Annotated in this window: 21 protein-coding genes; 11 read left to right on the top strand and 10 right to left on the bottom strand. The window is 33.8% G+C overall.

Features of this window, described 5'->3' with window-relative positions:
* The first annotated feature begins 72 nt into the window (after positions 1-72).
* The 6 genes from AACR75_RS09595 (at position 73) to AACR75_RS09620 (ending at position 5,861) form a co-directional block, all read left to right on the top strand.
* Complete coding sequence (locus tag AACR75_RS09595) at positions 73-366, top strand: hypothetical protein (protein WP_047689834.1); 294 nt, start codon at positions 73-75, stop codon at positions 364-366.
* 1,188 nt (positions 367-1,554) lie between these two features.
* Positions 1,555-2,259: a hypothetical protein gene (locus AACR75_RS09600; protein WP_047689839.1), complete on the top strand. Its 705-nt coding sequence runs from the start codon at positions 1,555-1,557 to the stop codon at positions 2,257-2,259.
* Between the two features lie 59 nt (positions 2,260-2,318).
* Complete coding sequence (locus AACR75_RS09605) at positions 2,319-3,455, top strand: hypothetical protein (protein WP_047689841.1); 1,137 nt, start codon at positions 2,319-2,321, stop codon at positions 3,453-3,455.
* 126 nt (positions 3,456-3,581) lie between these two features.
* Positions 3,582-4,319, top strand: coding sequence for a hypothetical protein (locus AACR75_RS09610; RefSeq protein WP_047689843.1), 738 nt, complete (start codon positions 3,582-3,584; stop codon positions 4,317-4,319).
* Complete coding sequence (locus tag AACR75_RS09615) at positions 4,301-5,017, top strand: hypothetical protein (protein ID WP_047689845.1); 717 nt, start codon at positions 4,301-4,303, stop codon at positions 5,015-5,017. Before AACR75_RS09610 ends, AACR75_RS09615 begins: the two co-directional genes overlap by 19 nt.
* Positions 5,007-5,861, top strand: coding sequence for a hypothetical protein (locus tag AACR75_RS09620; protein ID WP_047689847.1), 855 nt, complete (start codon positions 5,007-5,009; stop codon positions 5,859-5,861). Before AACR75_RS09615 ends, AACR75_RS09620 begins: the two co-directional genes overlap by 11 nt.
* A gap of 132 nt (positions 5,862-5,993) precedes the next feature.
* Here the strand turns inward: AACR75_RS09620 and AACR75_RS09625 are convergent, their stop codons facing one another.
* The 3 genes from AACR75_RS09625 to AACR75_RS09635 form a co-directional block, all read right to left on the bottom strand.
* A complete protein-coding gene (locus AACR75_RS09625) occupies positions 5,994-6,149 on the bottom strand; it encodes a hypothetical protein (protein WP_156117112.1) in 156 nt (51 codons plus the stop codon).
* A gap of 199 nt (positions 6,150-6,348) precedes the next feature.
* Positions 6,349-7,095 (bottom strand): hypothetical protein, encoded by a 747-nt coding sequence (locus AACR75_RS09630; protein WP_047689849.1) that lies wholly within the window; start codon positions 7,093-7,095, stop codon positions 6,349-6,351.
* A gap of 4 nt (positions 7,096-7,099) precedes the next feature.
* Positions 7,100-8,137 carry a hypothetical protein gene (locus AACR75_RS09635; protein ID WP_047689852.1) on the bottom strand — a complete coding sequence of 346 codons (1,038 nt, stop codon included), beginning with the start codon at positions 8,135-8,137 and terminating at the stop codon, positions 7,100-7,102.
* Between the two features lie 278 nt (positions 8,138-8,415).
* On the opposite strand from AACR75_RS09635, the gene AACR75_RS09640 reads away from it, so the two are divergent.
* Positions 8,416-11,046, top strand: coding sequence for a hypothetical protein (locus AACR75_RS09640; protein WP_047689855.1), 2,631 nt, complete (start codon positions 8,416-8,418; stop codon positions 11,044-11,046).
* Between the two features lie 36 nt (positions 11,047-11,082).
* Here the strand turns inward: AACR75_RS09640 and AACR75_RS09645 are convergent, their stop codons facing one another.
* Positions 11,083-12,150: a hypothetical protein gene (locus AACR75_RS09645; RefSeq protein WP_047689858.1), complete on the bottom strand. Its 1,068-nt coding sequence runs from the start codon at positions 12,148-12,150 to the stop codon at positions 11,083-11,085.
* A gap of 136 nt (positions 12,151-12,286) precedes the next feature.
* On the opposite strand from AACR75_RS09645, the gene AACR75_RS09650 reads away from it, so the two are divergent.
* The gene (locus tag AACR75_RS09650; protein WP_047689861.1) at positions 12,287-12,637 is read left to right on the top strand and encodes a hypothetical protein; all 351 of its coding nucleotides are present in this window, start codon (positions 12,287-12,289) and stop codon (positions 12,635-12,637) included.
* A gap of 14 nt (positions 12,638-12,651) precedes the next feature.
* Here AACR75_RS09650 and AACR75_RS09655 read toward each other — a convergent pair whose 3' ends face one another.
* The 5 genes from AACR75_RS09655 to AACR75_RS09675 form a co-directional block, all read right to left on the bottom strand.
* Entirely contained in the window at positions 12,652-13,179 is a 528-nt protein-coding gene (locus tag AACR75_RS09655) for a hypothetical protein (RefSeq protein WP_047689864.1), read from the bottom strand.
* Positions 13,180-13,195: 16 nt separating this feature from the next.
* Complete coding sequence (locus AACR75_RS09660) at positions 13,196-15,643, bottom strand: hypothetical protein (protein ID WP_047689866.1); 2,448 nt, start codon at positions 15,641-15,643, stop codon at positions 13,196-13,198.
* A gap of 145 nt (positions 15,644-15,788) precedes the next feature.
* Entirely contained in the window at positions 15,789-18,770 is a 2,982-nt protein-coding gene (locus AACR75_RS09665) for a hypothetical protein (protein ID WP_047689869.1), read from the bottom strand.
* A gap of 149 nt (positions 18,771-18,919) precedes the next feature.
* Positions 18,920-19,486 carry an XRE family transcriptional regulator gene (locus AACR75_RS09670; protein WP_038964398.1) on the bottom strand — a complete coding sequence of 189 codons (567 nt, stop codon included), beginning with the start codon at positions 19,484-19,486 and terminating at the stop codon, positions 18,920-18,922.
* A 106-nt stretch (positions 19,487-19,592) separates the two neighbouring features.
* Complete coding sequence (locus AACR75_RS09675; RefSeq protein WP_047689873.1) at positions 19,593-20,060, bottom strand: hypothetical protein; 468 nt, start codon at positions 20,058-20,060, stop codon at positions 19,593-19,595.
* Positions 20,061-20,446: 386 nt separating this feature from the next.
* On the opposite strand from AACR75_RS09675, the gene AACR75_RS09680 reads away from it, so the two are divergent.
* On the top strand, positions 20,447-20,590 hold the full coding sequence (locus AACR75_RS09680; protein ID WP_156117113.1) for a hypothetical protein: 144 nt from the start codon (positions 20,447-20,449) through the stop codon (positions 20,588-20,590).
* Positions 20,591-20,726: 136 nt separating this feature from the next.
* Entirely contained in the window at positions 20,727-22,052 is a 1,326-nt protein-coding gene (locus tag AACR75_RS09685; RefSeq protein WP_047689877.1) for a zincin-like metallopeptidase domain-containing protein, read from the top strand.
* Between the two features lie 240 nt (positions 22,053-22,292).
* Here the strand turns inward: AACR75_RS09685 and AACR75_RS09690 are convergent, their stop codons facing one another.
* Positions 22,293-22,916, bottom strand: coding sequence for a hypothetical protein (locus AACR75_RS09690; protein ID WP_047689880.1), 624 nt, complete (start codon positions 22,914-22,916; stop codon positions 22,293-22,295).
* 243 nt (positions 22,917-23,159) lie between these two features.
* On the opposite strand from AACR75_RS09690, the gene AACR75_RS09695 reads away from it, so the two are divergent.
* The gene (locus AACR75_RS09695) at positions 23,160-23,477 is read left to right on the top strand and encodes a helix-turn-helix domain-containing protein (RefSeq protein WP_052190340.1); all 318 of its coding nucleotides are present in this window, start codon (positions 23,160-23,162) and stop codon (positions 23,475-23,477) included.
* Positions 23,478-23,491: the final 14 nt, after the last annotated feature.

The raw sequence follows: 23,491 nt of genomic DNA on the forward strand, positions 1-23,491 counted from the left end.
CTTATAATTATGATTGTGTCAAAAAAAGAGATGCACTATAATGCTGTGATTATTTTTTTAGGAACAACCTTTATGAGCAATTTATCTATCGAACAGAAACTAAGATTAAGTGAACTTCGTTTATTAAAAGAGAGTGAATCTTTCGTTCTTGTTCGCCTAATCGATGAGACAGAACAAAAAGAAAAAGGTTTAAGTGATAGTTACTATGTTAGTGATGAATCCGATATGGAAGATGATATTTTAAAAGCAAAATTTTTTGACTTAGAAGAGCAAGCCTATGCTTTTAAATCTGATCATAATGTCAAAGCAATTCCAGTTAAAGTTTTAGTAGATTTCGAAATCCACAAAACTAAAAATGAATCATGATAAACACACTCATTGCAGTCTAAGATTGTGTTAGTTTTTCGAGCAATGATACACAGACTTTTTTCAACGTAATGGAAGAAGAGTGTTGTACTTTTTTCGATCAACAACCGAAAGATTTTTTGTGAAAAGTTTTTAGTATTTGGTTTAACTTTTCGATCAGCTTTTTTGAAACTTGATCGATTTTTTATATCAACTTTTTGGAGCAACTGCACTTCACTTATTTGATAAATTTCTTGCCGATTTATGACACACTTTTATGTGATGTTTTTCGAACCAAAACGATCTACTTTTTTTAAATTTATATCGGTGTTTTAGATCAACTTTTTTATGAACAATTGATGAAGAGTGTTATCCATTTTTTGATCAACGAACTTTATTTTTTTAACTAAAAGTTTTTGAGATTTTGGTTTAACTTTTTGATCAATTATTTCAAACCTGAATCGATTTTTTATTTCATGTTTTTGGTGTAACTGCCCTTCTACTTTTTCGAAAATTTCTTGCCACTTTATGACACACTTTTCACTACAAAAATCACGAACAAAAAACACACTTTTCTGTCATATTTTTTGAACCAAAATTTACTACTTTTTCATTCAATTTTTACACTACTTTTTAGCACTGTTTTTTAAACAAAAATCTCTGTTTATTTTTCAACTTTAATTTCATTTTTTATAACTATTTTCGTCGTCGTTTTGATCGATAATTCATACCGATGGCTTATTTGAATTTCTAACGCGATGTTTATTTCGGGACTTTCAGAAATTAGCAATGTCGCAGACATTGCCTTTTATCTTTTTGCGATAGAACAAACGTCATCTGTTGTGCAATTTCGATATCGAAAACCCTTCCTTATTTGATACTAAATTGATGTCGTTTTTCATCATTAAAATTACGTAAATTATACTCACGACACTTTTCAGTGAGTATAGTTTTCTATTAGAAAAAAAGTTACTCACTACATTTTGAAACTTTAAAATCCAAACTTCAAATATGTATCTATGTGAACATTGCAAGACGAGTTGTATTTACTCTACTCACCTAATCAGTGAGTAATCATAAAAACAAAAAAAGGATTCTCTTCGAGCAATCCAACTCCTGCCAGTCGTGAGTGATATTTGACATTACTTTCTGAAATGTTAATTAGGTATATATGCACTGGTATAAATAATTTATTTAAGGAGAGATACAATGAGCATATATAACACTACTGAAATTACACATGATAATAAAGATAGAGTAACAGAAGAACATCATTCAAATGAAATTTCTGTTATAGAAAATAGAACTGAAACCGTTCAAGAACAGGTTCAAAAATCAGAACAAAATGATGAAAGAAAATTAAAAGCACAAGCGATTAAAAATGAAGTAAAAAAATTGCAAGAACTGAGCACTGATTTTATCAACATTTCGAATCAAAAAAATGAAGCTAAAATTGTATTAAAACAGATTCAAGATTTGACCAAAAAAATCACACCTTTATTAAGAGCTTTTAGCGATACAAATTCACCAAACTTTGATGAAGATGAGATCGTGTTGAAAGGAATCGAAATCATCATTCTAAATGAAAATGATTTAATAAAAACAAAATGGAATGAGCACGTTGCAGAATCAAAACAACACAACGTAAAACCAAAAACTTTAATCACAAACTTCATCGAAAAATTGGAACTCTATTCAACTGAAATTAACAACATTGGTGAACACAATTTCAAACAAGAAAAAACAAAACTAATAGATCAGTTTTACGAAGTTCTAACAGAACGTTTTCTTGATCAATCTGTTTCACTCGAAGACACAATAGATGCACTAAGTTCACTTGCGGCAATGACACCAAAACAACTTATCAAAAAGAACAAAGTCGTTAAGAAAACAGCAACCAAAAAACAGAAGTAAAAACGATTAACAAACGTGGCGAAGGACTCGCCCGTTTTAAAAAATTTAAGGAAGAAATTATGAGCAATGACAATACAGAAGTTATTCAAAACTTCATAGAACAAACACAACAAACAGAGAAACAAAAGTTCAAGTTTTCGTTTTCATACAACGATGAACTTATGAGTTTTATTAAGCGCATCAAAGATGATTCTAATGATGCTTTTAAAACTACTGGCTTAATCAATAAGCTGATAAGAAATGAACCAATCACCATCTATTCATCTGAGCATTTAGATCAGGAAATTGTCAAAACAATTAACAAAGGTTCAACCGTTAAGCGATTCAGCCAAAACGCTTCACAGATTAAGCTTCACTTTTTAGCAGCGAGTGAATTTCATGGCAAGTCAAAAGACCTTGATATTGATCTAAAAGCGATGTCGTTAAGTGAATTTAATTCATTCATTTCAGAGTTAGTGAGCAAGAAGAATTTCGTTGCGATTTTTGACAAATACAACAACCATTCTTTCATAGATATTCTACTCGAAAAGATCAAACTTTGTTTAAGTTTTTACGATACAGATGTGATGAAAGGTTTAACGATTGTTCCAATAACAAGTGAAGAAAAAAACAACTATTTGCGTGAGTTAAATCAGATCAAAAAAGCTGGAAACTTCAACAAGCGAACTTGCTGTTTTGTGTATGATGTTGAGCAGCTAAATGAAGTGAAAAGAATCTCTCAATTCTCTCGACATCGTTTATCAAAAAACAAACGTATGACAACCGTCTATGAACAACTGGATGAGATGGTAAACGCTATGGACAACATCAATGACGAAGAGAAAAGAGAAGTGTTGAACACTCTCAAACTGTTGAAGCTTGGCTATGAGCAGAACGCTATCAACCCAAGCAATCCTTTGTCAGCTTATGAGCCTGTTGAGAAGACAAACACTGAAATTGTTATCTGGCTTTTAGAGAACATGACTTTGCAAAAACAGAGCATTGATAAAAGCAACACAACGGACATCCAAGAGATGAACAAACTACTTTCTGAAATAAACAAGATTGTTAAAGATTGTAATATGTTCTGTAATGAAAACTCAAACGAAAATGAAATAAATAAATTTCGATTAAGAACAATCATCAAAGTCTGTTTGCAATTCAAAAAACTTGTTGAGTTTCTGGCAAAAAGAATCGACAACAAACATTTGAATTAACAACCAAAAGATAAGTAGTAATACTTATCTTTTTCTTTAATCCCTTTCTATATATGGTCCATTTGTTGACTCAAGTTTTTAATGTTATACAATTTTAAATATATATAAAGTTTAAGGAAGTAAGTTATGTCTATGAAAAATGATTTTCAAACATTGATCGATGATGCGATGGCAAAGTTTAGAATCGAACGATTCATTGCAATTCGTATCGATAATGAATTTGTTATTTGTGGATTCATTTCAAATCCAGAAGAACTTGAAGAGATAATCAAACCGAGTGGTTTATTATTTCTTGACGAGTTCCCTGTTCAAAATGAACTTGCATTTTATTTGTATAAAAGAATCTATGAACCACTTTTCTTTAAAGAACATCATAAAGATTTGTTCAAACTTTGCGAAGTCATTGAAACAAAAAGTGGTATTTATCATTTACCAGCTTCTATAAAAAATGAAATTGAAGAACTTGCAAATGTCATTGAGCCACTTTCAGCAGAACAGTTCGTTGAATTTGTGTTCGAGAACCATTCAGAGCTTTGCCGCAAGGCCATTGAGCATTACGACCAGAGTTCAGATCCCTACTCTTCACTCACATTCATAACGAAAGTGAATTTGATAGATAAAGACGCAGTATGTCTTTGCAACACTGATTCAGCTTACTTGCAGCAATTCTTGAAAAAGCATTACGACATAACTACTGAACAGAATTTACAAGCGTGGGAATCCGAGCGCGGCTTTTTCATTAGTAACGGTGGTGATTTCATCCCTGTTCTTAAAACACACGGCAAGAGCTACGTTGCATTGAAAAAACACAACATTTTAAACCATAACATAGAAAAGGAGTTGCTATGTATAACAGAGATATAAAGATGCTGGCGCATCTAAACAAAATGGATCAAACATTCAAACAGATTAGCTTTGCTTTTCTTAGTGATAGAACGCTTGACGATTTTCACAATCGTGTTCGTTTCGATCTGTATGAGCTTAAAGAATTTTATGCTCAAACACTAATCGATGTCCTAACAGTTAAAGCGTATTTAGAAGCAGACGGTAAAGATTCATACCTTACACCGATCAAAGCAGACATACAGTTGCTTCACACGTTCGCAAACCAGTGCTTTTTGTGGATCGATTCTGTTGAACAGCTTATGAACATCGAAAATGATGTGCTTAAAAAGAACAATTGGAAATTGCCATTGTCGAAAGCTGATCTAATCACTGTTGATAGAAAGGCTACTACACCATTTAGCTTTGTTGAGCACTACGCTCACCTATCTTATCTCGATAAAGAAAAAGCCGTGTTCTTTCATCTTGCAATGGACAACGGCATCATACTGAACAAGCTAAAACAAGTGATTGTCGTATGTCATAACGAAATCGTAAACTACATGGATTATCTGTCTGTATCAGCTAAGAAGTCTTGCTTGTCGCACGTTCAAGAAAACAAGAACAACAAGCAAGCGAATATGGAGATTGGCTACTACTTATACCGCGAAATCATAGATTTTGACGACATTCATATCAAACCTGAAATGGTTGTAAGGGTGGTGAAAAATGCAAGCTAACATACTGACATTTAAACAAAAAACACCTATGCAGAAGCATCTTGAAGAGATTCACGATGATTTTGAGTGGCTAATGGACATTTACAACTACCGTGAGTATCTAATACCGGCCTTTGAAGAAGACACGCAGCTTGTGTTTGCACACGCAGCTTATCATAAGGAATTCATCGATGAGTTAGTGAAAATCTGTATCGAGAATATCTTTCTTCCAATAGCTTATACAAGCGATATCACGCCACAACACGACATTAGCGAAGACATGGAAGATCTGGTTGAAGAAGCATGGTATGTGTTCAAGTGCATCAAACACATATACTTTATTATGCGTAAGTATTCGCAAATCGTTTCTGATATTGAATTTGATAAAGCGCCTTGGGCTTTTCATGAAGAAGTAAGACAGATTGATGAGATTAAATTCTACGATAGAAAAATCGAAGAGAAGTTGTGGTTCTGTCTATTAGATGATTGGAAAGTTGAGAAACACATGAAACGCAAGGAAAGCGATAAGCGCGGTTTGTACTATTTGAATCGTGGCTATGAAGGGAATTATGACGTTGAAGTGTATATTTTCCGATTGATGATGTTGTTGAAAAAAGTATCAAAAACCGTTGGACATTGTAACTTAACGGCTCATGATGTTGATCAAGTCGGAAATGTGTATGATAAAATTTCTGTTCAAAAAGCACATAAGATTCAAGATCTATCAATGACGATACGAGATTCGATAATTAGAGATAATCAAGAAGTGTCTTATGAAAAGATTTTGGAACTGTATTATGTAGCAATGGAATATGAAAAACCAGTTATTGCAAACTTTACAAAAATTACGAACAACGATAAATAAAGAAAAAACACCCTAACTTTTGATTAGAGTGTTTTTAATACTTCTGAATATTCACTGATAGCTCCTATTAAAATATACAACTATTCAAACAAGCATTTCACTTGCGAATTTGTTTTACTTCAACAAAAATTTTTACCAGAAAATTCCAGTTTGTGTCCACATGTACGCACCATACACCATTGCCCAAGCAAACATTGCAGGAACAAGTCCCATACTTCCGCACATCATACGAATGTGTGATACAATTACTGCACCAATTCCGCTTAATATACCATGAATTAACCACATAATTATTTCCTCTCTCTTAATTTAATTTGTTTATTTGTAACCTTGTTTAAATATATAACTTATCTTATTTCATATTTTATATTTTATATTTTATATTTTATATTTTATATTTTATATTTTATCAGGACCATTTATTAAAATCAACTTTTTTAATCATTGTCAATCAAAATATATTTATTTCTCTATTTTTGGTAAGGCTTTAATGAAAAGCCTTCCAAGATATAAACTTGTCGAAACTTTTTATTTCTGTTTCATCTTCGAGTTTGATTTTTACCAAATCTTTTTTTGTATCAATTTCAATTCCAAACTTTGAATTATTCAATTTGTTTACCACATTTTTAAGACCAACCATTCGTTTTTGATCTAATCGAGTGTAATCCGAGCTGCTTAATCCTATCTCATTCATCACTCCACCTGTTTTTTTGTCAGTAGAATGCGAAATTAATAAAACAGATTTTCTGATAACTTCAATTAAAATCTCTTCATCGCTAAGAACTTTTTGTTCATTTTTCATTTCAGGGCAACCGTTCAAAACCCACTCTAATAATTGAGTAACAAAGCGACTTTTGTTTGCTGGCAACATATTGAGCTTTACTGTGTCAGCAAAAAAAGCATCGAAACCATCTGGCATTTTAACTGAATATTTCAGCTTGTTTCCACTTGCCATCTCTAAAGTTTTTGGTGCAAAAACTGCTTCTGATTCTTGTCCAATTTTCAATAATGCGCTTATGGCATCTTGAATTGTCTCTTCATCGTGTAGCTGTGAAGTGATAATTCTTTTTACCAAACTTTCTGGATAAGTTAGAGACATAAACTTTGAATTTTCTTTGCTTGTTGTTTCTTTTTGCGATATCACGACTGATTCTTTTGTTTCAGTAGTAAATACTGCATTATCAAGTTTCAGTTCATCACCTAAAATACTTAAATCAATTTTTCTACGCGCCATATTCTTATCTCCCTTTTGTCATTAGTTCGTATTTATTAGCGGTATAACCACCTAAGACACTTTTGATAAAGTCTGTCATGAACTCTTGAAACTCTGGATGTTTCTCTATCGTCTTAACTCTACCGATACTATGTCCTTGAGCTTTCGCTTCCTCTCGCGTTATTAGGTAACTCAGACCGCGTTTTTTCAGTTCGTTGAATTTGACGCATGGAAGAATTAGAAAATCGATTTTGATACCAAACTCTGCTTCAAGCTTTTTCAGTTCAGCAACAGTTTCCTTCGGATCACTCACGCTCATTGCGCCTTGGTAGTTCTTCGAGTAGATGTAAGTGTAAGTAAAACCAATCTGCTCTTTCATCGCGTTAAATTTATCTTCTGGAATCTTCTCAACGTCATACCCTTGTGCTGTAAGAAAACGCTTGGTGTATGCAATCTCTTCAAGTGCCATATCTCTTATTGAGTCAAGAGCGTTATTCTTAGAATCTAAGTCGTTTGCAAGCTCTACTGTGATAAAACCATTTAAGCTATCTCTTGCAATTTGGTCAGTTTCAATCTGATCTACACCACCTGCAATGTCATAGATTAAGTAATCGACTTTTTGGATTTCACCATCTCTTTCTAAGTAAAAAGTATTTTCTAAATCTTCTTCGGTAATCTCTAAACCTTTTGCTTTTGCATGTTCAATCAAACGTTCATCAGCTAAAAGCTCTGCTGCAATCTCTCTGTTAATTTTGCTTGTTGATTTTTTCCATGCATCTTTAATAGCAATGCTTTTGAAGTAAACGCCTTTCGGAAATTGTGTTTTACAATATTCTTCTGTGAATAAGCGTTTCGCACCTTCATTTACATCTGCTGTAACGTACACAATATTTAGTTTCTCACCTAAACGTGCTAAACCATGCACTAAACTTGTTGCGCTTGTTGTTTTTGCACAACCGCCCTTTTTACTACGCACTATCAAAGTTGTTGTTGAATCATTTTTAACTTCTAAATCATTAACTTCTTTTTTAGTTAACAATTTTATTGATTTATTATTTGTCATGTCTAATTCCTTTCTTAATGTTTTGATAAATTATTTTTTCTTTATCTATAATTTAGATTACAAGGACCTTGATTTTTGTCAATAGTATTTTTTGCAAAAATTGCAAAAAATCATAAACGCCTAATTTATCACTTTAAATTGCACTAAATATTTTTTAATTTAAATAACGAAATCTTAAAAATATAGAAATTAACAAATATTATTTTCACGATTTTTGCAAATGATTTTAAAAATGATATACATAATAATAGATATTAAATTTTTAGGAAAATAATATTATGTTTTCAAAAGTGTATACAAATAGTGCTTGGGTTGTTGAGCCATTTGCAAAACACATTAAATACTTAAGAAAAAAAGATCCAAACGTTGAAGCTTCAGTGTTTGTAAGTAATATAGCAGAATTAGAACATTATAATGATGTCATTCGTTATCGTGAAAACAAACTAACAAATAGTGAAAAAGATGAACTTTATGCGAAATATGCGAGAGAAGCTTTAGATCACTGGCAAAAAAAGTTTGCTGGCGCAAGAAAATGGTCAAAGATGGACGAAAATAATGAGTGTCACGAACTTACATCAAGAACTATAACCAAATCATCGACTATCGGTGGTAGAAGCATAAGCAAGACAGAAGCAATCCCCTACTTGCCTTTGCGTTTTGGTACTCATCGCTTAGATGATATCGAAACTCAGCGTATACGCGACACTGCATTTAACAACTACAAAAATCTGTCTGAACAAGACAAAGTAAGAATGGAAGTATTTAATGAAGAAGAGTATGCGAGATGGATGATCGAAGACTTTCTGATTTTGTGGACGAAAGAGTTTGAAAAAGAATTTCATAATGCTTGTAAAGCAGAACAGAAAAAGAAAACCAAGAAGCATAAAATTAAAACTAAGATATCTGATGTCGAGCTACCTATGAATATTCATATCGATCCCGATTGGTCAAAAGGAGCGCACATTCATTACATCGCACCACCGTTCGATCCGACCACTGGACTATTCTCTTCACCTAAAAACTATGTCGATATTTACAAAAAAATTGGCGTGAAGTTAGAGAAGAAATACTCATACAAAAGTAAGAGTAAAAGACTTTATAAGTTTGTTGAAGAAGGTGTTGCCATTGGCGCGGTAAAACAAATCTCTAATGACCTTAAAGAAGAAGCAGTGTTAGATATTATGAATAAACCTACTATTCTTAACGTAGATAAAATTTGCAAGGACTTTATCAAAAATAATGGTTACGACTGCGACATCGATGATCAAATGCAAGTCGAAAAGTTCTTTAACGACTTGGATAAAAACGAAGAAGCAAAAGCGGCTTTTGACGAGATGTTAAAAAGTGAAGCAGAAGCAGTTTATGAATCGCGTAAAGAAGAAGTATCACGAATCGTGAGTAAAGCTCTTAAAGACAACATTGTTGACTATGACAAGCTACAAGAAGAGCTTAAAGAAAATGGCGTTGAAATCGATTTTGGGTTTGATCACGAAAAAGACACGAACAGCCATTTCGAAAAGAAAAAGGATGTTGAGCACATATTCGAGTTCACTGATCTAAAGACGGGCATCAAATTTAACAATGCAAGCTTTTCTGGTGATGCGAGAAGCAAAGTTAAGCGATTTGCAAGTTCATATAATGAGCGCAATCAGCTTCAACATGAGATCAATAAGACGTTCAAGACGAAGCAAGAGCGATTACCCTATGACGTAGATAGCATTCAAACTGTTCTTGCTCATAACATGCGTATGACAAAAGCAGCGATGAATCATGAGCTATCGCTTGCGCCTTACTCGAAAGAAGAAGCGATAAAGATCAAAAGGAAGCACTTTGAAACGTACATGCAACTTTGTTTAGAAAGCGGCATTCTTGTTAACTTGAATAAGCAAGGCAATTTGACGTATCACAAGATCAACAAGAATCGCAAAAAGATTCACAACGAAAATACGGATTGGTTCGAAGCTGGTAAGGCACAAGCCGACTATAGCGCGTTCAAGTATAAATCCAGTTGGTTTACGGAAGACCTACGTGGAAAAGACATTAAAGAGCTTTTTGAGCTTGATGATGAAACGATAATCAGGTTAAACCTAACGTGGGTAATGGATGCTTTCCCTGCTCGCTTTATGCAGTACAAAGTTGCTTTTATGAGCAATAAAACTAACTTGCTTGAACAGATGAATCAAAATGCTGATGCTAAGTCGTTTTTGCTTTTATCGATACAAAAGAACTACGACTACCGTAAGCTTGAACAACGTAGTACGTATGATGGTGGTTATTACATTTATAGCATTAGAAATGAACAACCGACTGTATATTTCAAGCCGAGCGACGATTCTTCATTTGATGTGCTATTCCAGCCGTTCCAAGCGCGAAGTGCCGCACTTGACACTTGGGCGCACACTCAAAAAGAAGTGTTGGAGAATCTTGATAATGCTGACTATGGCACATCATTTTATGCGAAAGATGGCAAAGTCTGTGACTTTTTAAGGACGATGTATGTTGAACGTACCTTCTGTCCTAACCAAGATATGAGAAGCCGTATCGAAGTTCGAAATGGCTATGATGAAAGGACTGTTGAGTTTATGCAGAAAAAATTCGACACAATGCTTGAAAAAGCGGAAGCTTCGATTGATAAAGCGATAAACACGCCTAACAAAAATTCATTTAATTTTACGAATCTTCATGGCGCGTTTGTTCTAAGTAATGAAGAGTTTGATGGTGTTTTAAGAGAACGATACGAAGAATTCTTGAATCGCTCTATCGTTAAACTCGAACAAGCGGGATTCACTGATCTGACTATGAACGGAATTATCTTAGAGGATTATGTTCGTAAAAATGAGCAACGAATTGAACAGTTACGCGAGGGTAAAAACTCAACACTCAGCTCAAACAACAAACAAAAGCTCTAATCAGAAATTGAAAGAACCTCGATAGAGGTTCTTTTTTTAATGCTTTCCTTCTCTCATATTTGAAGCAATTATCACATCTAAGTCATGTTGTACGCCCTTAATGTAATAATCACAGAGAATCTTTGAATATAGCTCGATCAAGTCCCTACGTGCATTGGCATTGCTTATGTACTGTGCCAAATCATCGTTGATTTTGTTAAAGAAGTTGTTTATCGCGTTCGCAACCAAAATCTTGTTCGTGTCATACGCTGAAATGCGCGGATTCGTGTAGTCGTAAATCAGAACATCTAAGGTATCCAATTCTTGATACAGTGCTTTTGTCATATACTCAGCCGCTGGTCTACCAAGGATTGTTTTGCAGCGCATAGCCTTGAACTGGTCTATCACTTCTTGCACATCGTGCAAAGGCTTTATGTGCTGCCCTGAAACACCATACATAAACGCTTCTTTGAAGTGTTCGAACCTTGGCAATTCACTTGTTCTAAACGCTTTTTTGTACTTCTTGTTTATGTGCAGAACTAAGCTTTGAATCGTGGATTCACTTAGATTCACAGCGTCCCCACTTTTGACGAACTTCTTGCCTTGCTTAACAACTGCATAATAGTTGCTGATCAGTCCTTTGTTCTTTGTTTCGAACTGCAAAATCAAATCAATTGCATAATCTAAGTCGTTTTTCAATTCATCTAAAAGTCTGCTGTTGAGAGCTTTTGTCTCTTCAATTTCTTTGATCAGTGCTTCATCAACTTTCAACCTAAACATAGAATTGACTGGTAAGTTGTGGATCTTCCCACTACTTGCAGAGAATTTGATTACACCATCTACGACACTTGACTGAATAGAGTTTGATACAGATTGTTCAAGCTCTATTGGTTCACCGTCAGTAAAAATTATTTCTTGCCCTGCTATCGCTTCAAGATTCTTCAATGCTGATTTGAGTTTTTTATCAAAATCCAGTGAGCCTTTGTGTCTTTCAAGCTGTTTCGGAAGTTTTATCATATAAATCTTGTCATTCGCTTCTTTAAATTCAGAGCCTTTAAATTGAATGTTCAACCTTTTCTCAGATTCTATTTTTTGATTTAATTCGAACAATGTTAATTTCTTCATTTTTATTCCTTAAAAATTATATTTATTATTACTTTATCTATACCACTTATTATTGTTTAATCAATCAAATTGTTGAATTAGTTATATATCATGATATATTTTTAATTAGATAAACAACTAAAAGGAATTAAGAGAAATGAGAATTTTAACTAAAATGGTTGGTAGAAGAGATGTAAAAGCAGAACTTGCCAAATTCAATGAAAAACTTAAAGAAAACGAATTTGCGGAGCTATTCTATAAAGAACTTGAAGATAGACATATTTCGAAAGAAGATTTCAAGCGACATTTTTACAGTGGTGGTTTGATGATTTCAATTGCTGACGACCATAGATACGGAACGCTGATGATTGAAATTGGTGCAACAAAAGAATCTTGTGATTTAAAATGGCTCAAACACATCATTGAAAGAGTGGAATATTTTCAACAAAATGCAATTAAAAATGAACTAAAATCGAAAAATGTAATGCAAAGCTTCATAAAAAAATAACACTCAAAAGAGTGTTATTTTGGTTTACCAATCTTCGGCTTTCTACCTTTCACTTTATGATTATATTCAATAAACTTAACTGTAATTTCTTCACATTTATCAAACAGTGCTTTAACATGCGGTTTTTGCTTCACTCTTGCTGCAATCATAGTGAGATCGCGTTTTTCCATTTCTGTTAAAGCTCTAATATCACTATTCCCATCGACAAGAGAGAACGTCATTTTCTGTTGTTGCTTCTCTTCTTCGAACAGAGCTTGTATAAGCAAATCTTTTATTTCATAGCTACGAGATTCTAATTGCAATCTCATTTCTCGATCTAAACTCTCATGTAAGAACTCAGCAAATTTATCATGACATTTTGCAATGACTTTGTTTAGCGTTTCGCTCTTCTCTGATAAGCCTTTAAACTCATACTTAAAATCTGTAAAACTCTGATTTGTTCCACAATCATTTACTTCATCTTGTGTGATCCTCGATGGAATCACACTGAACTCAAATATGAACAATTCATTATAAAATTTAATAGTATTTTGCTCATTCATACATCTTTCTCCTTTTTTAATTCACGTTACTCATCTGATTTACTTCATCCAACTCTTTTCTTAATGATTTAAGAATTACAAACGCGCTCAACACAAACGAAAGTAATTTTGATGTATAAACTGCAATAAAGTGTGTAATCCCTTGCCACTGCATAACTTGATATTCAAGCATTTGCTCAATCACTGCCATGAGAATTAAATCCATGTAATGAAATCCCATTATGCACACGGCCACGAATGTTAGGAACTTCAAACACGCTTTCACGAACTCTTTAAAAACATACAAAGGATCAGCATTTACAGACCAAACCGCGACTGATAATGGAGCTATGATTTGATGCACCAACAACTCTTGCAAAGACATAAATAAATGCTTGAAGTAAATCGTTGGTATCGCGTAAACAAACAAGAAAATCGAAATACTCACAAAGCCAAAAACTTTTGCAATCGTATAGAAAATCTCAGCGATCATCTCACTTGCAACGTTATTAGGGTTCACCATCTCTATGATTACCTTAGCGATAATCATGTTGTTCATAGTATCCGCAGCATAATATGGTGAATCAATGAAAGGTTCGTTTGTCGCATACCCTATCGCACTTGTTTTCAGCAAATTCACTTTGCCACCGAACATGTTTTTATTCGTTTTGAACACACTTTGGTCATAGCCTTCTGATGTGTTCACAGTCGCTAACAGATACGCTCTAACAGCCATTTGACCGAAGCCTATTGCAGCGTTCGACAGTTCAACAGTTGGACGCATACATCTATAACCGTCTTTGATCTGTGAAGGATTAAACGAACATGTTGTCAGCCTTCCCCAGACTTCCTTAGTGTCTGTACCGATTAGCGTTTTCACCACCAATTCTTGATCTATCTTAGACAAGTCAATCATATCCAGATCTATATAGTTATAGATTCCGTCTAAATCTTGCTGCATTCGTTTTGCAGCGATAGGCGTAAACGGTATTGTCGAGATAGGTTCACTCTTTGCGTAATACGAGCTGTAATCTTCAAAGTCGGTTGATAAAACAATCTCACCTTCAATCTTCCTTGAAGTTTGCAAGTTGTATGAATCGTCTATCGAAAAAGTTAGCGGTGCAAACATTCGAACGATTGGCGTAAAAATGTCTAATTTTAAGTTACGAACCTTGTCTTCATAAGCAGCGATTGAAACTGATGGTGCACACGCAAGATAACTTCCAGAGCTACACATCTGTTGAGTTTTCGTAATTAAACTATCGACATTCATTTTCAGAGACTGACGATCATTACCGAAGTTTGCAACAAAGCCCCTTTTCAGTTCAGTGTTAGTAAACATCACTGTGTCATAGTCGTAAAAAGGATTTTGATAATGTTTAGAAATGTGTGCTTTTGACGCACATTTAGCCGCAACTTCAATGTATTCGTTTAAACCATATTCATTTAATCTTTCAGGAACTGAATCATAAATAGAATCACAATATTTCTTATAATCCATCGAGTAATTACTAATTTGATCAAAGTCGTTCGAACCCAAAAACCCTTTACTTATAGTGCTGTTTGATTCGATATTTACACCATTCAGCGCATTTCTAACTCGAATTGCGTGATTCACCAAATCTGTAAAATATGCAATGACATATTCTTTTTCTAACGACTTTAGATCAACCCCAATGTTGTAAGCTTTGGCGTTTAGATCTTCATTACTTGCAAGGCTAATTTTCAAATACTTACTACCCATTTTGAATCTCATATAGTATTCACCGTTCTCTTCATAAACCTTGATTTGATGCTCTACTCCTTCTACAAAATCTGTTTTAAGCATTAGAACTGAAAATTCACGAAACGAGTCGTAATAGGCAAGCTCAGGTGCTAATTTGATTTCTGGAATCTCAACCAATTGACCATAATCTCTTTCGCTCATTTCTCCCGCTTGAGTGAGAACATCACCTACCAGACTTTCAAACATCACTGTAATTAGCGGCTTTTTATACACCAAGCCGTTAGGCGTTTTTGTTTCGACCATTGGAGTATTGAGAAATGCGGCTGCACTAAGGCACAGTATTATTTTCATTGCATGGTTCGATGAATTTACACTGTTTGTTTTTGTGCTTACGATCCATTGGAATATGAACCACAGTAACGCTACACCTACAATTGAGTAACTAAAATACACAGCAAAGGAATTGTGTAACGCATACTGATCGGCTAACGCTGATGAAACAGACGTGTGCATTCCGAATTCGCCAGAGATTAGTTTCTGATAAGCTTCATAAGTATAGTTATAATCATTTGCTGCAAAAAATCCGTTTGCGTGTGCGTATAAACCTAATGACAAAAACATCACAGCAAGAAGAATTGTTGTTCTTAAAAATCCTTTACCTATAGCTTTAAACAGACGTCTTGGCACAGAACTTAAACTTTTAGTCTCAGTAACTTTATTTTTTTCAGTTTTAGAATTCCTTCCTTTTATTCTAAACATTGACTTCTCCAATTTTATTTAATTTATATATTAATATTTATAACATCTAATTAAATAAAGAAAAGTTTCAAACTAAGTCAGAAATAGTATTTGCTTATATTTAAATGAAAAAAGATTCCACAAATTGTGAAATCTTTTAAGTTATTTATTCTTTCTTATCAACCCCGACATTTGATTTTATGTCTCGATTTGATTTGATTCTGCGTTTTGCAATTTTTCTGCGTTCTCGTAGATCTTTTTCATTTTTATCGAAACCTGCAATCTTTTTGCTGTGCTTCATCCCTGCAATTGCTATAGCGTTTTTCGTAAAGTTGTTTTGCTCAAAGGCATCATCTGTTCTTGTCTTGAACAGTGTGACTTGATCAAGTCTATCTGCTGCTAACGCGATCCAACCTGGCAACATCAAGGAGAAGTAGATCATCACGATGATACTTGCGAACAAGAAGATGCTACGTATACCCACTAAAATGAAATTCAACCCGAAGGCGAACACTGAATCAGCAATGAGCATGTTATCAAACGTTGTCGTATCAATGGTTGCCGCTGCGTAGTTCTTGATCATGTCATTTGTATACAATGACAAAGGAATCACGATGAAGCTTAAGATTTTCAGAAGAACTGGCGTTAGCACTAAGCGATAGATATAGAACCCGTAATCGAATATGCTTTTTCTATCTCTACCGAACAAGAAAAACATGACAGTCGCTGTAATTATCAAAATTGGTAGTAATCGTAAGGTCAACGCAGAGCTTAAATCTGAAATCAGAATCATGCCATTTATAAACATGTCAGGCATACTCATTAACAATCCGACTATGTAAACTGTTGCACCAAAAACAATCATGACACTTCCAGAAAATGATGCTGCTTGCGCGGCTATCATCGCTGATTGTGCGGCAATTGCTGCACCTTTTTTCGATGATTTTTTACTACCAGTAGTGAATGATTTTTGCGCTTTTAGCTCTTTTGCAATGTAAGAGTTAAGCTTTTTTTCTGCAACACTTGCTGCAAATGAAGCTGAGTGTTTCGTTACCACTCCCCCGATTGCCAGATCAGAACCATAGTCGAGATACTGGCTTTGAATATCGTAATAGGTCGATACACCACCACCGTTTACCATGTAATCACGACATTCAGTTTTAGCATCGCTATTGTCTGACAAGCCGATACAGTACAGTCTCTCTTGATTCTTGATCGTAGACTCAACACCGTCTAACCAAGAGTCACCTTTCACCGTGTTTTCGACACTCGATTCAACATGCCACTGATTCTTCAACATTTCAGTTCCGATAGTGCCGTTCATCTCTTCAAACGCCTGAATCAATTTCAAGTTAACATCGTCTTTCGGAATAAACTGCTCAACGAAATCAACGGTATAAATTTTCGCGTAATTATCAACACTCGCGTCAACGCTCGAATTGAAATACGGCAATGACTTTGAATAATCAAACTTGAAGAAAAAGCCATTCACACTGTATAAATGTCTAAGTTCTGGATTGTCGTGATAAACAGTCTTCCAAAACTTTTGCACACATCGTGAACCGCAATTGTAATACTCAATCAACGTCTGATTTATGTTGTAGATTTTGTCTAATTCTTCACTGTAAACATCTTGAACTTTCTCATAAGAATCAGCCAATTCTTGTCTTGAAGATTTGAAGAAATTACGTGCTTTTTTCACTTCTCTACTAACGTCATTCAGCTTTTCAACTCGTTTCGCACTCTTGTGCTGAACTGAGCCAGAGTCAGGAATATACAGATTTTGAGTTACTAACGATGGAGTCTCTTTGTTTAAGTCCATGCAGTAGTAATACGACATCTCACCAGTTTGCATAAATTCTGGTAGACGTTTGTTTGTCTCTATAAGAATTTCGTTATTGACAATACAAACACTCTTATTAATGTATCGGTAATACTCATCAGCTTGCTCCATCAGCTTGTTGAAGTTTGAAAAGTCAGTCTTAATCGGCTCACCTGTCTTCTCATCAAACAGCACCGCACCAGCGATTAAACCCTTTGTAAATTCTTTCTTGTACGCAACCAAAAGCTGTGTCTTGCGGTTCTTGGCCATCTGATCACTGACAGGATTCAATTCATCAAACTTGTCAGAGATTTGTGTCCAACCACTCTCAAAATTATTACTTACAATCGCGTCATACAACACTTTCGAGAAGTCCACTGAACGCATGATTTCAGCCAGCTCACCAGAAAATTCAGTTGCTTTGATAGGTAAGAAACCACAACCTTTCAGCTCGATTCCTGAAATCGTTGGATACTGTGATAAGTTATTGTAGTAATACTTGATTACACGTTCGTTGCGCGGCTCAACGCGAGGAAAATACGGTTCGTTCTTACCTTTGTAAAAAGAGACAAGTTGACTTACATCACCGTAGCCGTTCAAAGTTAGCTCTTTGTGGTGCAGCATCTCTTTTCTGTTATTGCTTAAACAAATATTCGTTTTAAACAAGCTTTCCATTTGTATTTGCGCTTGATTGTTGAAGTCAGCAGTAACCTTTCTTTTTATAGACGTTACGTTGTTTATTTGTTTTGCTTCAAAGTTCTTGATAAAGCCATTTCCTGTCAACATCGTGACTCTTGACCAGCCCTTTTGAAACCATTGCGACTGACTAACTACTAAACCAAAGAACATAATTAGTGCAAAAATCGCAACTGATTTTGCCACAACATCAATTATTGAATGTTGCTCTGAATTGTATCTTTTTAAACCGTAAAGCCCACTCAACAACATACCTAAAATCGTGTATGTCACTAAACCACCGTGGCTTTTGAAAAAATCAACTAAGTCATTATTCAACTCAAAAACCAGATCACCAGTTTCTTGAATTACTGCTTGTTCTGCGTTTTTTCTTGCTGCATCATCTTCGGTTATGAACTGATTTGAAGTGAAAATGTTCTCTTCTTGACGATCCATATCATCAAAAACATTATTTAACTGCACATTTTTGTCTAATGACTTACAAATAGTAAAATGTTCTGAAAATGATTTGTTTGTAATTTCAGACAAATCCGCATCTGTATCTATACACGCATCGTCCGTAGGTTGATCGGGTAAACAACCCGTAAGCATACTTGCTGATAATAATAGCAATGTTATTTTTCTAAACATTTGCAATCTCCTTTTTTATCTTATATATATTTTTATTTATATCATTCCTTTAATAATTAACAAGTTTATGAAATCGTCTAATTTTTAATTTGCTTTAAACAAGCAAAAAAAAGAAGGCAAAAGCCTTCTCTCTATCTGAAAAAATAATCTTACTTTTCGTACTCATCCAGTTCTTTTTCTGTAATTCCGCATACGTAAGCATATTTTCTAAGTCTGTCATAGCTGTAATTTGAAACGTGAACTTTGAAATTCTCTTCATTGACAAATTCAGATACAACAGATTGATTAGTATTAAAATACTTTCTTCCTAATTCTGATTGATTTATACCATCTGCTTTTAGTTTCTCTTTTATCTTAATCGATATTTCTTTCATCAAAGCTATTTTATTGTTGAGCATTTTTTGTTTCGCTTTATCCCTTGATGAAACCAGACCTAATTTACTGTCTATCATAAATGCGAAAACTGTCAGAGTTTCCATAGTGTAACTGTCAATTTTTCCGTTTAACAGTTGTGATATTTGACTTTGCGATGTGCCAAAATGTTGAGCAATCACGGTTTGGTTTAACTCTCCCTTTTCTATAAACTTATTTAAATTTCGTTTCAAGAAAATCATCTGATAAATCTTTTCATTATCTAAACTAATTTGTGCATCATGCATATTTCCTGAAAATAGCCCCTTTGGTGCGTTGTGGCGTTTAATGTGTGTCGCAATCATATTATATTCTCCCTTTGTTATAATTTTGATTATATATAAAATGTTATAATATAATTTATTCTTGTCAAAAAAATGAGCCGCAATATGCGACTCGTTTTAATTCTATTTATTGTTTAAATGTCTTTATGTGCGTAAAATTAGCTGTATCTTTCGTTAGAACAATACCGTTTGAATCTCTTGGATTATTCTTCTCTAAAATCTCACCGTTCGATGAATACCCTAAGTAGACCTTCTGTTCACCACGGTATGCAGCCACTTCAAACACTCGATTTTTCAGCTCTTGCAGTTTTGATTCTTGGTTCAAAGAATCACGGTCAAAACCTACTACATTCCAATGAGTTAACTCACTTGACTTGTAAGCTTCTGCATAAGCGATGATGGACTTCATAGCATTCTCGATCTGTGTTAATGCTCTTGCGTTGTCTTGTTCAGTGATAATCCAGCTAATCTCTGTCTTGTTCGAGTTATACGCTGGCGAGTTTATGTAACCAGCGTGATAACCAAGGATGTCTGACGTTCTCACTTCTTTTCTTTTGATTGCTTTTCTAATTGATTTGATAGCTGTATCTAACATAATTCATTTCCTTTTTTTATAAGTTGATAATTGATTAGTTCAAGTTTGTCAGTCTTGAATATATAAATGTTTTATCAATTAAAAATTACAAGTCAATATAGAAAATTATAAATATTTTTTTGACAGTCAAAAAATGGCTACAAATGAATAATGTTTAATTCTAAATATTTCGGAAAAATTGCAAAACTTGCAAAAAGTATTAAAGTTAATTTCGAAATATCACATTGTTGCATTTATCGATATATAACTTATAACGACTATATATAACAAATAAAATATAGGAGTAATTAAAAATGATGGAATGTCACAGATACATGAATAACCTTTCAAGAGAAGAAGTTATTCAGCGTATCAGAAACGCATTAACAAGAGAAAAGATTGATATAATGAGTAAGCATCTCACGAATTTCGATCCTAATGATTATCTAAAAAACAAAGCGAAAGCATTGCAGATGAATAACGCACGTAATATCAGTGCAAAAGAAGCTTATCAAGTTTATTTAGAGACAAAAGAAAAACTTGGCATTTAGCTATTAAATAAATGAAATAATCCAGAGATTAAAGAATAGCGTTTGCTATTCTTTTTTTGTCTTTCTTCAAAAAAATTAAATATATGATAAAACAAATTATATCAGAGCTTTAAATATTTAAATAAGGAGAAAGTTTATGGCTACGACAAAAAGAAGAAACTACAAAGCAAAAAGTAAAACTAAAAAAACGGATTGGACAGCGGAAGAAAAAGAAGCGTGGTTAAAGAAAAAGCAAGAAGAACAGCTTAAAAACTATAATGTTGTTGAAGATAGTTTGCTTGCGTTCTTTGAAGAAAACGCTGAAAGAGCAAAAAGAGAGAATTACATCTATTCCAATGAATTACAGATTCCACCTGTTAAACTGATATTTAATGAAAAGAACAACACTTTTTCATTACAAGAATTTCGTGTACAAGAACTTAGTCAAATTGAATATGATCCGATCTTAGGTGAACGTTTAACACTGAACATCCCTGTTCTTGCGACGTTCAAAAACATGGCTGGATTTTTAAACCATATCAAAGATGATTTTGTACTTGATAACGCACCAAAAAGCTTTGATCCTGAAAAGCCAATGAAAGGCAACCAAGCCAAGGCAGAAGTAATGAGTAGCTTCTTCTCTTGCTACGATACTGAGAACTCCAAACAACTTACAGGTTCAGCAGCTTACAAGCGAATTGAAGAGTTAAAGGAGCAAGGCAAAAACCCGTTAGAAATTGGTCAAATACTTACTAACATGAAGAACAATTTTAAAGGTTACAAGTATCATTCCCTTGACGAGCTGAAAGATGTTCTTCCACAGCATATCAAAGACCAGATCCCACAAATCGCCATGCAAGAGAAACTTGCAGAGCGCAAAATGGATATTGAACGCATGAATCTTGATGCTTGGGTAGATGCAGAGATCATCAAGATAGCGATGACAACGGAATATCCACAAATCAAATTTGTAGAGGAAGACTTGAATGTTGCTCATTGCATAACCGCAGAAGACCGCAGCTATTCAGTAGTTAAAATGGCTCCACCTGAAAAATACAAATCTCACGCGCATTACTTTGCCGTAATGTGTCACGAGTTCTGTCATGCAACGCAAGCGATTGATAAGAGGAAAGTTGGTAAACGTGTTAATGGTGTAAATGCGTTTGAGGAATCGATTGTAGAGCTTCCATCGTCTAAAATGTCAAAGACATTAGGGTATTGCTATTTGATGGAGGAACACGCAGCATACATCATTAGCTACACAGGGAAAGACAAAGGTGAATTGCTTAAAGTTGCTAAACACGCTGATCGAATTTATGGCATCATTAAAGAAGCATATGACAAGCACAACACCCCAGAGCTGAGAAATGAGCTTGAACTTAAATTCAAGGACATAATCAAAGATAAATACGGTGTTGAAGCCGCTCAAAAGCTTGAATCAACTAAGGGCAATAAAAGAAGTGGTCAGAGACTCAGAGCTTAAAAATAGGAAGAATTGCAAACTTTGCAATTTTTACGAAAAGAAAAAGGACACTGATTTAGTGTCCTTTTTACGTTCGACATCTAAAATGTCATAGAAACAAAAAAAACTGATTTAAGCTAATGTATTTTTAGTTAAATTGTCATTTTCTTAATCAGTTTACCATGCTATTCAAATCATTCAAGTAAATGAATAAAAACAAAAAAGAGAAGACTTTCATCTTCTCTCAATTTTTCTGTCATTTTATGCTATTTCTTTGATTCCATTCTGTTGATTCCATCTAATTCTGCTGTGATAAATTGCTATACAAGCTGTAAATACAAGCGAACATGCAAACAATACGCTAAATAATATAGGACTATAGATAGAACCTTGATACGCGATCATTGATATAATCGTAGTTAAACATAATGCTTGAATAGCATTGATATTACTTAATATCTGACTGTCATTTGAATCGTTTGATACGCTTATCAGCATTTTATAAGAAAAAACAAACGAGAAAATTGCTGCTGAAAAGAAAATCACTTGGAGCATGACAAATTCAAAACTAAGCAACGTGTTTACAATCAATATCAAATTCACAATTGAGAATATCAGAAGTATCGATTTGATTGACATTATCGCAAATCTCTTAAAAAAAGCTACTTCCCTATCACGCATTAGATCTACGGGATACAACACGACTAATACAAGAATAGCTGCTATTTGGAACATATAGCCGCTCACTGGTATCGCAAAACCATGATGCTGCAAGATACTGTCTCTGAACATCTCAAATAAATCACCACCTGCAAATGCGATAACTGCGATGCTTGCAACCATCAATATTTTTAATAAAGTTAATAATATTTCTTTCATTTTCATTTTAAAACTCTCCTTTTTAGTTTCCTATATAATAATTTATCATTGAATTATTAAATACCAAATTATTTATATAATTCTTTAAACTAAGAAGATTAAATATTATTGCAATTACAAATAAAACCTTAATTTAAAAAGTTTTGCAAACGCTAATAAATTAAATAGCAATTTATCAAAGTTTTAGTATTGACTACAAATATAGATATTCTATGATATTTATAAACAATAATTAAAAAGGAATTTAATATGAGTAATAAATTGAAATACGACAATTCGACTTTAAATAAAATAGCGTTAATGAAAGCAATAGGAAATAAAATAAAGGACGATAATTTAAAACAGAGAGAAGTTGCTGAAATCTTAGATATCAAGCAACCAAGAGTTAGTGATCTTATCAGATTGAAACACGAACGTTTCACTCTTGATACATTAATTGGTTACTTAGAGATATTTGGATCTATCATAAAAATTGAAGAGAAAGAACTTGTAAACAGAAAATCGAATTTAGTTGATGTAAAAGCTTTGAAATGTAAACCTAAGTATCGATCAATAGTCTTAAACTAAGAAAACCCCGTTGT

It is taken from the genome of Vibrio sp. ZOR0018 (assembly GCF_963865925.1).
Classification (GTDB): domain Bacteria; phylum Pseudomonadota; class Gammaproteobacteria; order Enterobacterales; family Vibrionaceae; genus Vibrio; species Vibrio anguillarum.

What these genes read in the sequence shown, in the direction of transcription:
- AACR75_RS09695 (WP_052190340.1), top strand. Translation starts at nt 23,160, where the DNA reads ATGAGTAATAAATTGAAATACGACAATTCGACTTTAAATAAAATAGCG.
- AACR75_RS09660 (WP_047689866.1), bottom strand. Translation starts at nt 15,643, where the DNA reads ATGTTTAGAATAAAAGGAAGGAATTCTAAAACTGAAAAAAATAAAGTT.
- AACR75_RS09670 (WP_038964398.1), bottom strand. Translation starts at nt 19,486, where the DNA reads ATGATTGCGACACACATTAAACGCCACAACGCACCAAAGGGGCTATTT.
- AACR75_RS09650 (WP_047689861.1), top strand. Translation starts at nt 12,287, where the DNA reads ATGAGAATTTTAACTAAAATGGTTGGTAGAAGAGATGTAAAAGCAGAA.
- AACR75_RS09620 (WP_047689847.1), top strand. Translation starts at nt 5,007, where the DNA reads ATGCAAGCTAACATACTGACATTTAAACAAAAAACACCTATGCAGAAG.
- AACR75_RS09610 (WP_047689843.1), top strand. Translation starts at nt 3,582, where the DNA reads ATGTCTATGAAAAATGATTTTCAAACATTGATCGATGATGCGATGGCA.
- AACR75_RS09675 (WP_047689873.1), bottom strand. Translation starts at nt 20,060, where the DNA reads ATGTTAGATACAGCTATCAAATCAATTAGAAAAGCAATCAAAAGAAAA.
- AACR75_RS09625 (WP_156117112.1), bottom strand. Translation starts at nt 6,149, where the DNA reads ATGTGGTTAATTCATGGTATATTAAGCGGAATTGGTGCAGTAATTGTA.
- AACR75_RS09595 (WP_047689834.1), top strand. Translation starts at nt 73, where the DNA reads ATGAGCAATTTATCTATCGAACAGAAACTAAGATTAAGTGAACTTCGT.
- AACR75_RS09640 (WP_047689855.1), top strand. Translation starts at nt 8,416, where the DNA reads ATGTTTTCAAAAGTGTATACAAATAGTGCTTGGGTTGTTGAGCCATTT.
- AACR75_RS09605 (WP_047689841.1), top strand. Translation starts at nt 2,319, where the DNA reads ATGAGCAATGACAATACAGAAGTTATTCAAAACTTCATAGAACAAACA.
- AACR75_RS09645 (WP_047689858.1), bottom strand. Translation starts at nt 12,150, where the DNA reads ATGAAGAAATTAACATTGTTCGAATTAAATCAAAAAATAGAATCTGAG.
- AACR75_RS09635 (WP_047689852.1), bottom strand. Translation starts at nt 8,137, where the DNA reads ATGACAAATAATAAATCAATAAAATTGTTAACTAAAAAAGAAGTTAAT.
- AACR75_RS09630 (WP_047689849.1), bottom strand. Translation starts at nt 7,095, where the DNA reads ATGGCGCGTAGAAAAATTGATTTAAGTATTTTAGGTGATGAACTGAAA.
- AACR75_RS09655 (WP_047689864.1), bottom strand. Translation starts at nt 13,179, where the DNA reads ATGAATGAGCAAAATACTATTAAATTTTATAATGAATTGTTCATATTT.
- AACR75_RS09615 (WP_047689845.1), top strand. Translation starts at nt 4,301, where the DNA reads ATGTATAACAGAGATATAAAGATGCTGGCGCATCTAAACAAAATGGAT.
- AACR75_RS09600 (WP_047689839.1), top strand. Translation starts at nt 1,555, where the DNA reads ATGAGCATATATAACACTACTGAAATTACACATGATAATAAAGATAGA.
- AACR75_RS09665 (WP_047689869.1), bottom strand. Translation starts at nt 18,770, where the DNA reads ATGTTTAGAAAAATAACATTGCTATTATTATCAGCAAGTATGCTTACG.
- AACR75_RS09680 (WP_156117113.1), top strand. Translation starts at nt 20,447, where the DNA reads ATGAGTAAGCATCTCACGAATTTCGATCCTAATGATTATCTAAAAAAC.
- AACR75_RS09690 (WP_047689880.1), bottom strand. Translation starts at nt 22,916, where the DNA reads ATGAAAATGAAAGAAATATTATTAACTTTATTAAAAATATTGATGGTT.
- AACR75_RS09685 (WP_047689877.1), top strand. Translation starts at nt 20,727, where the DNA reads ATGGCTACGACAAAAAGAAGAAACTACAAAGCAAAAAGTAAAACTAAA.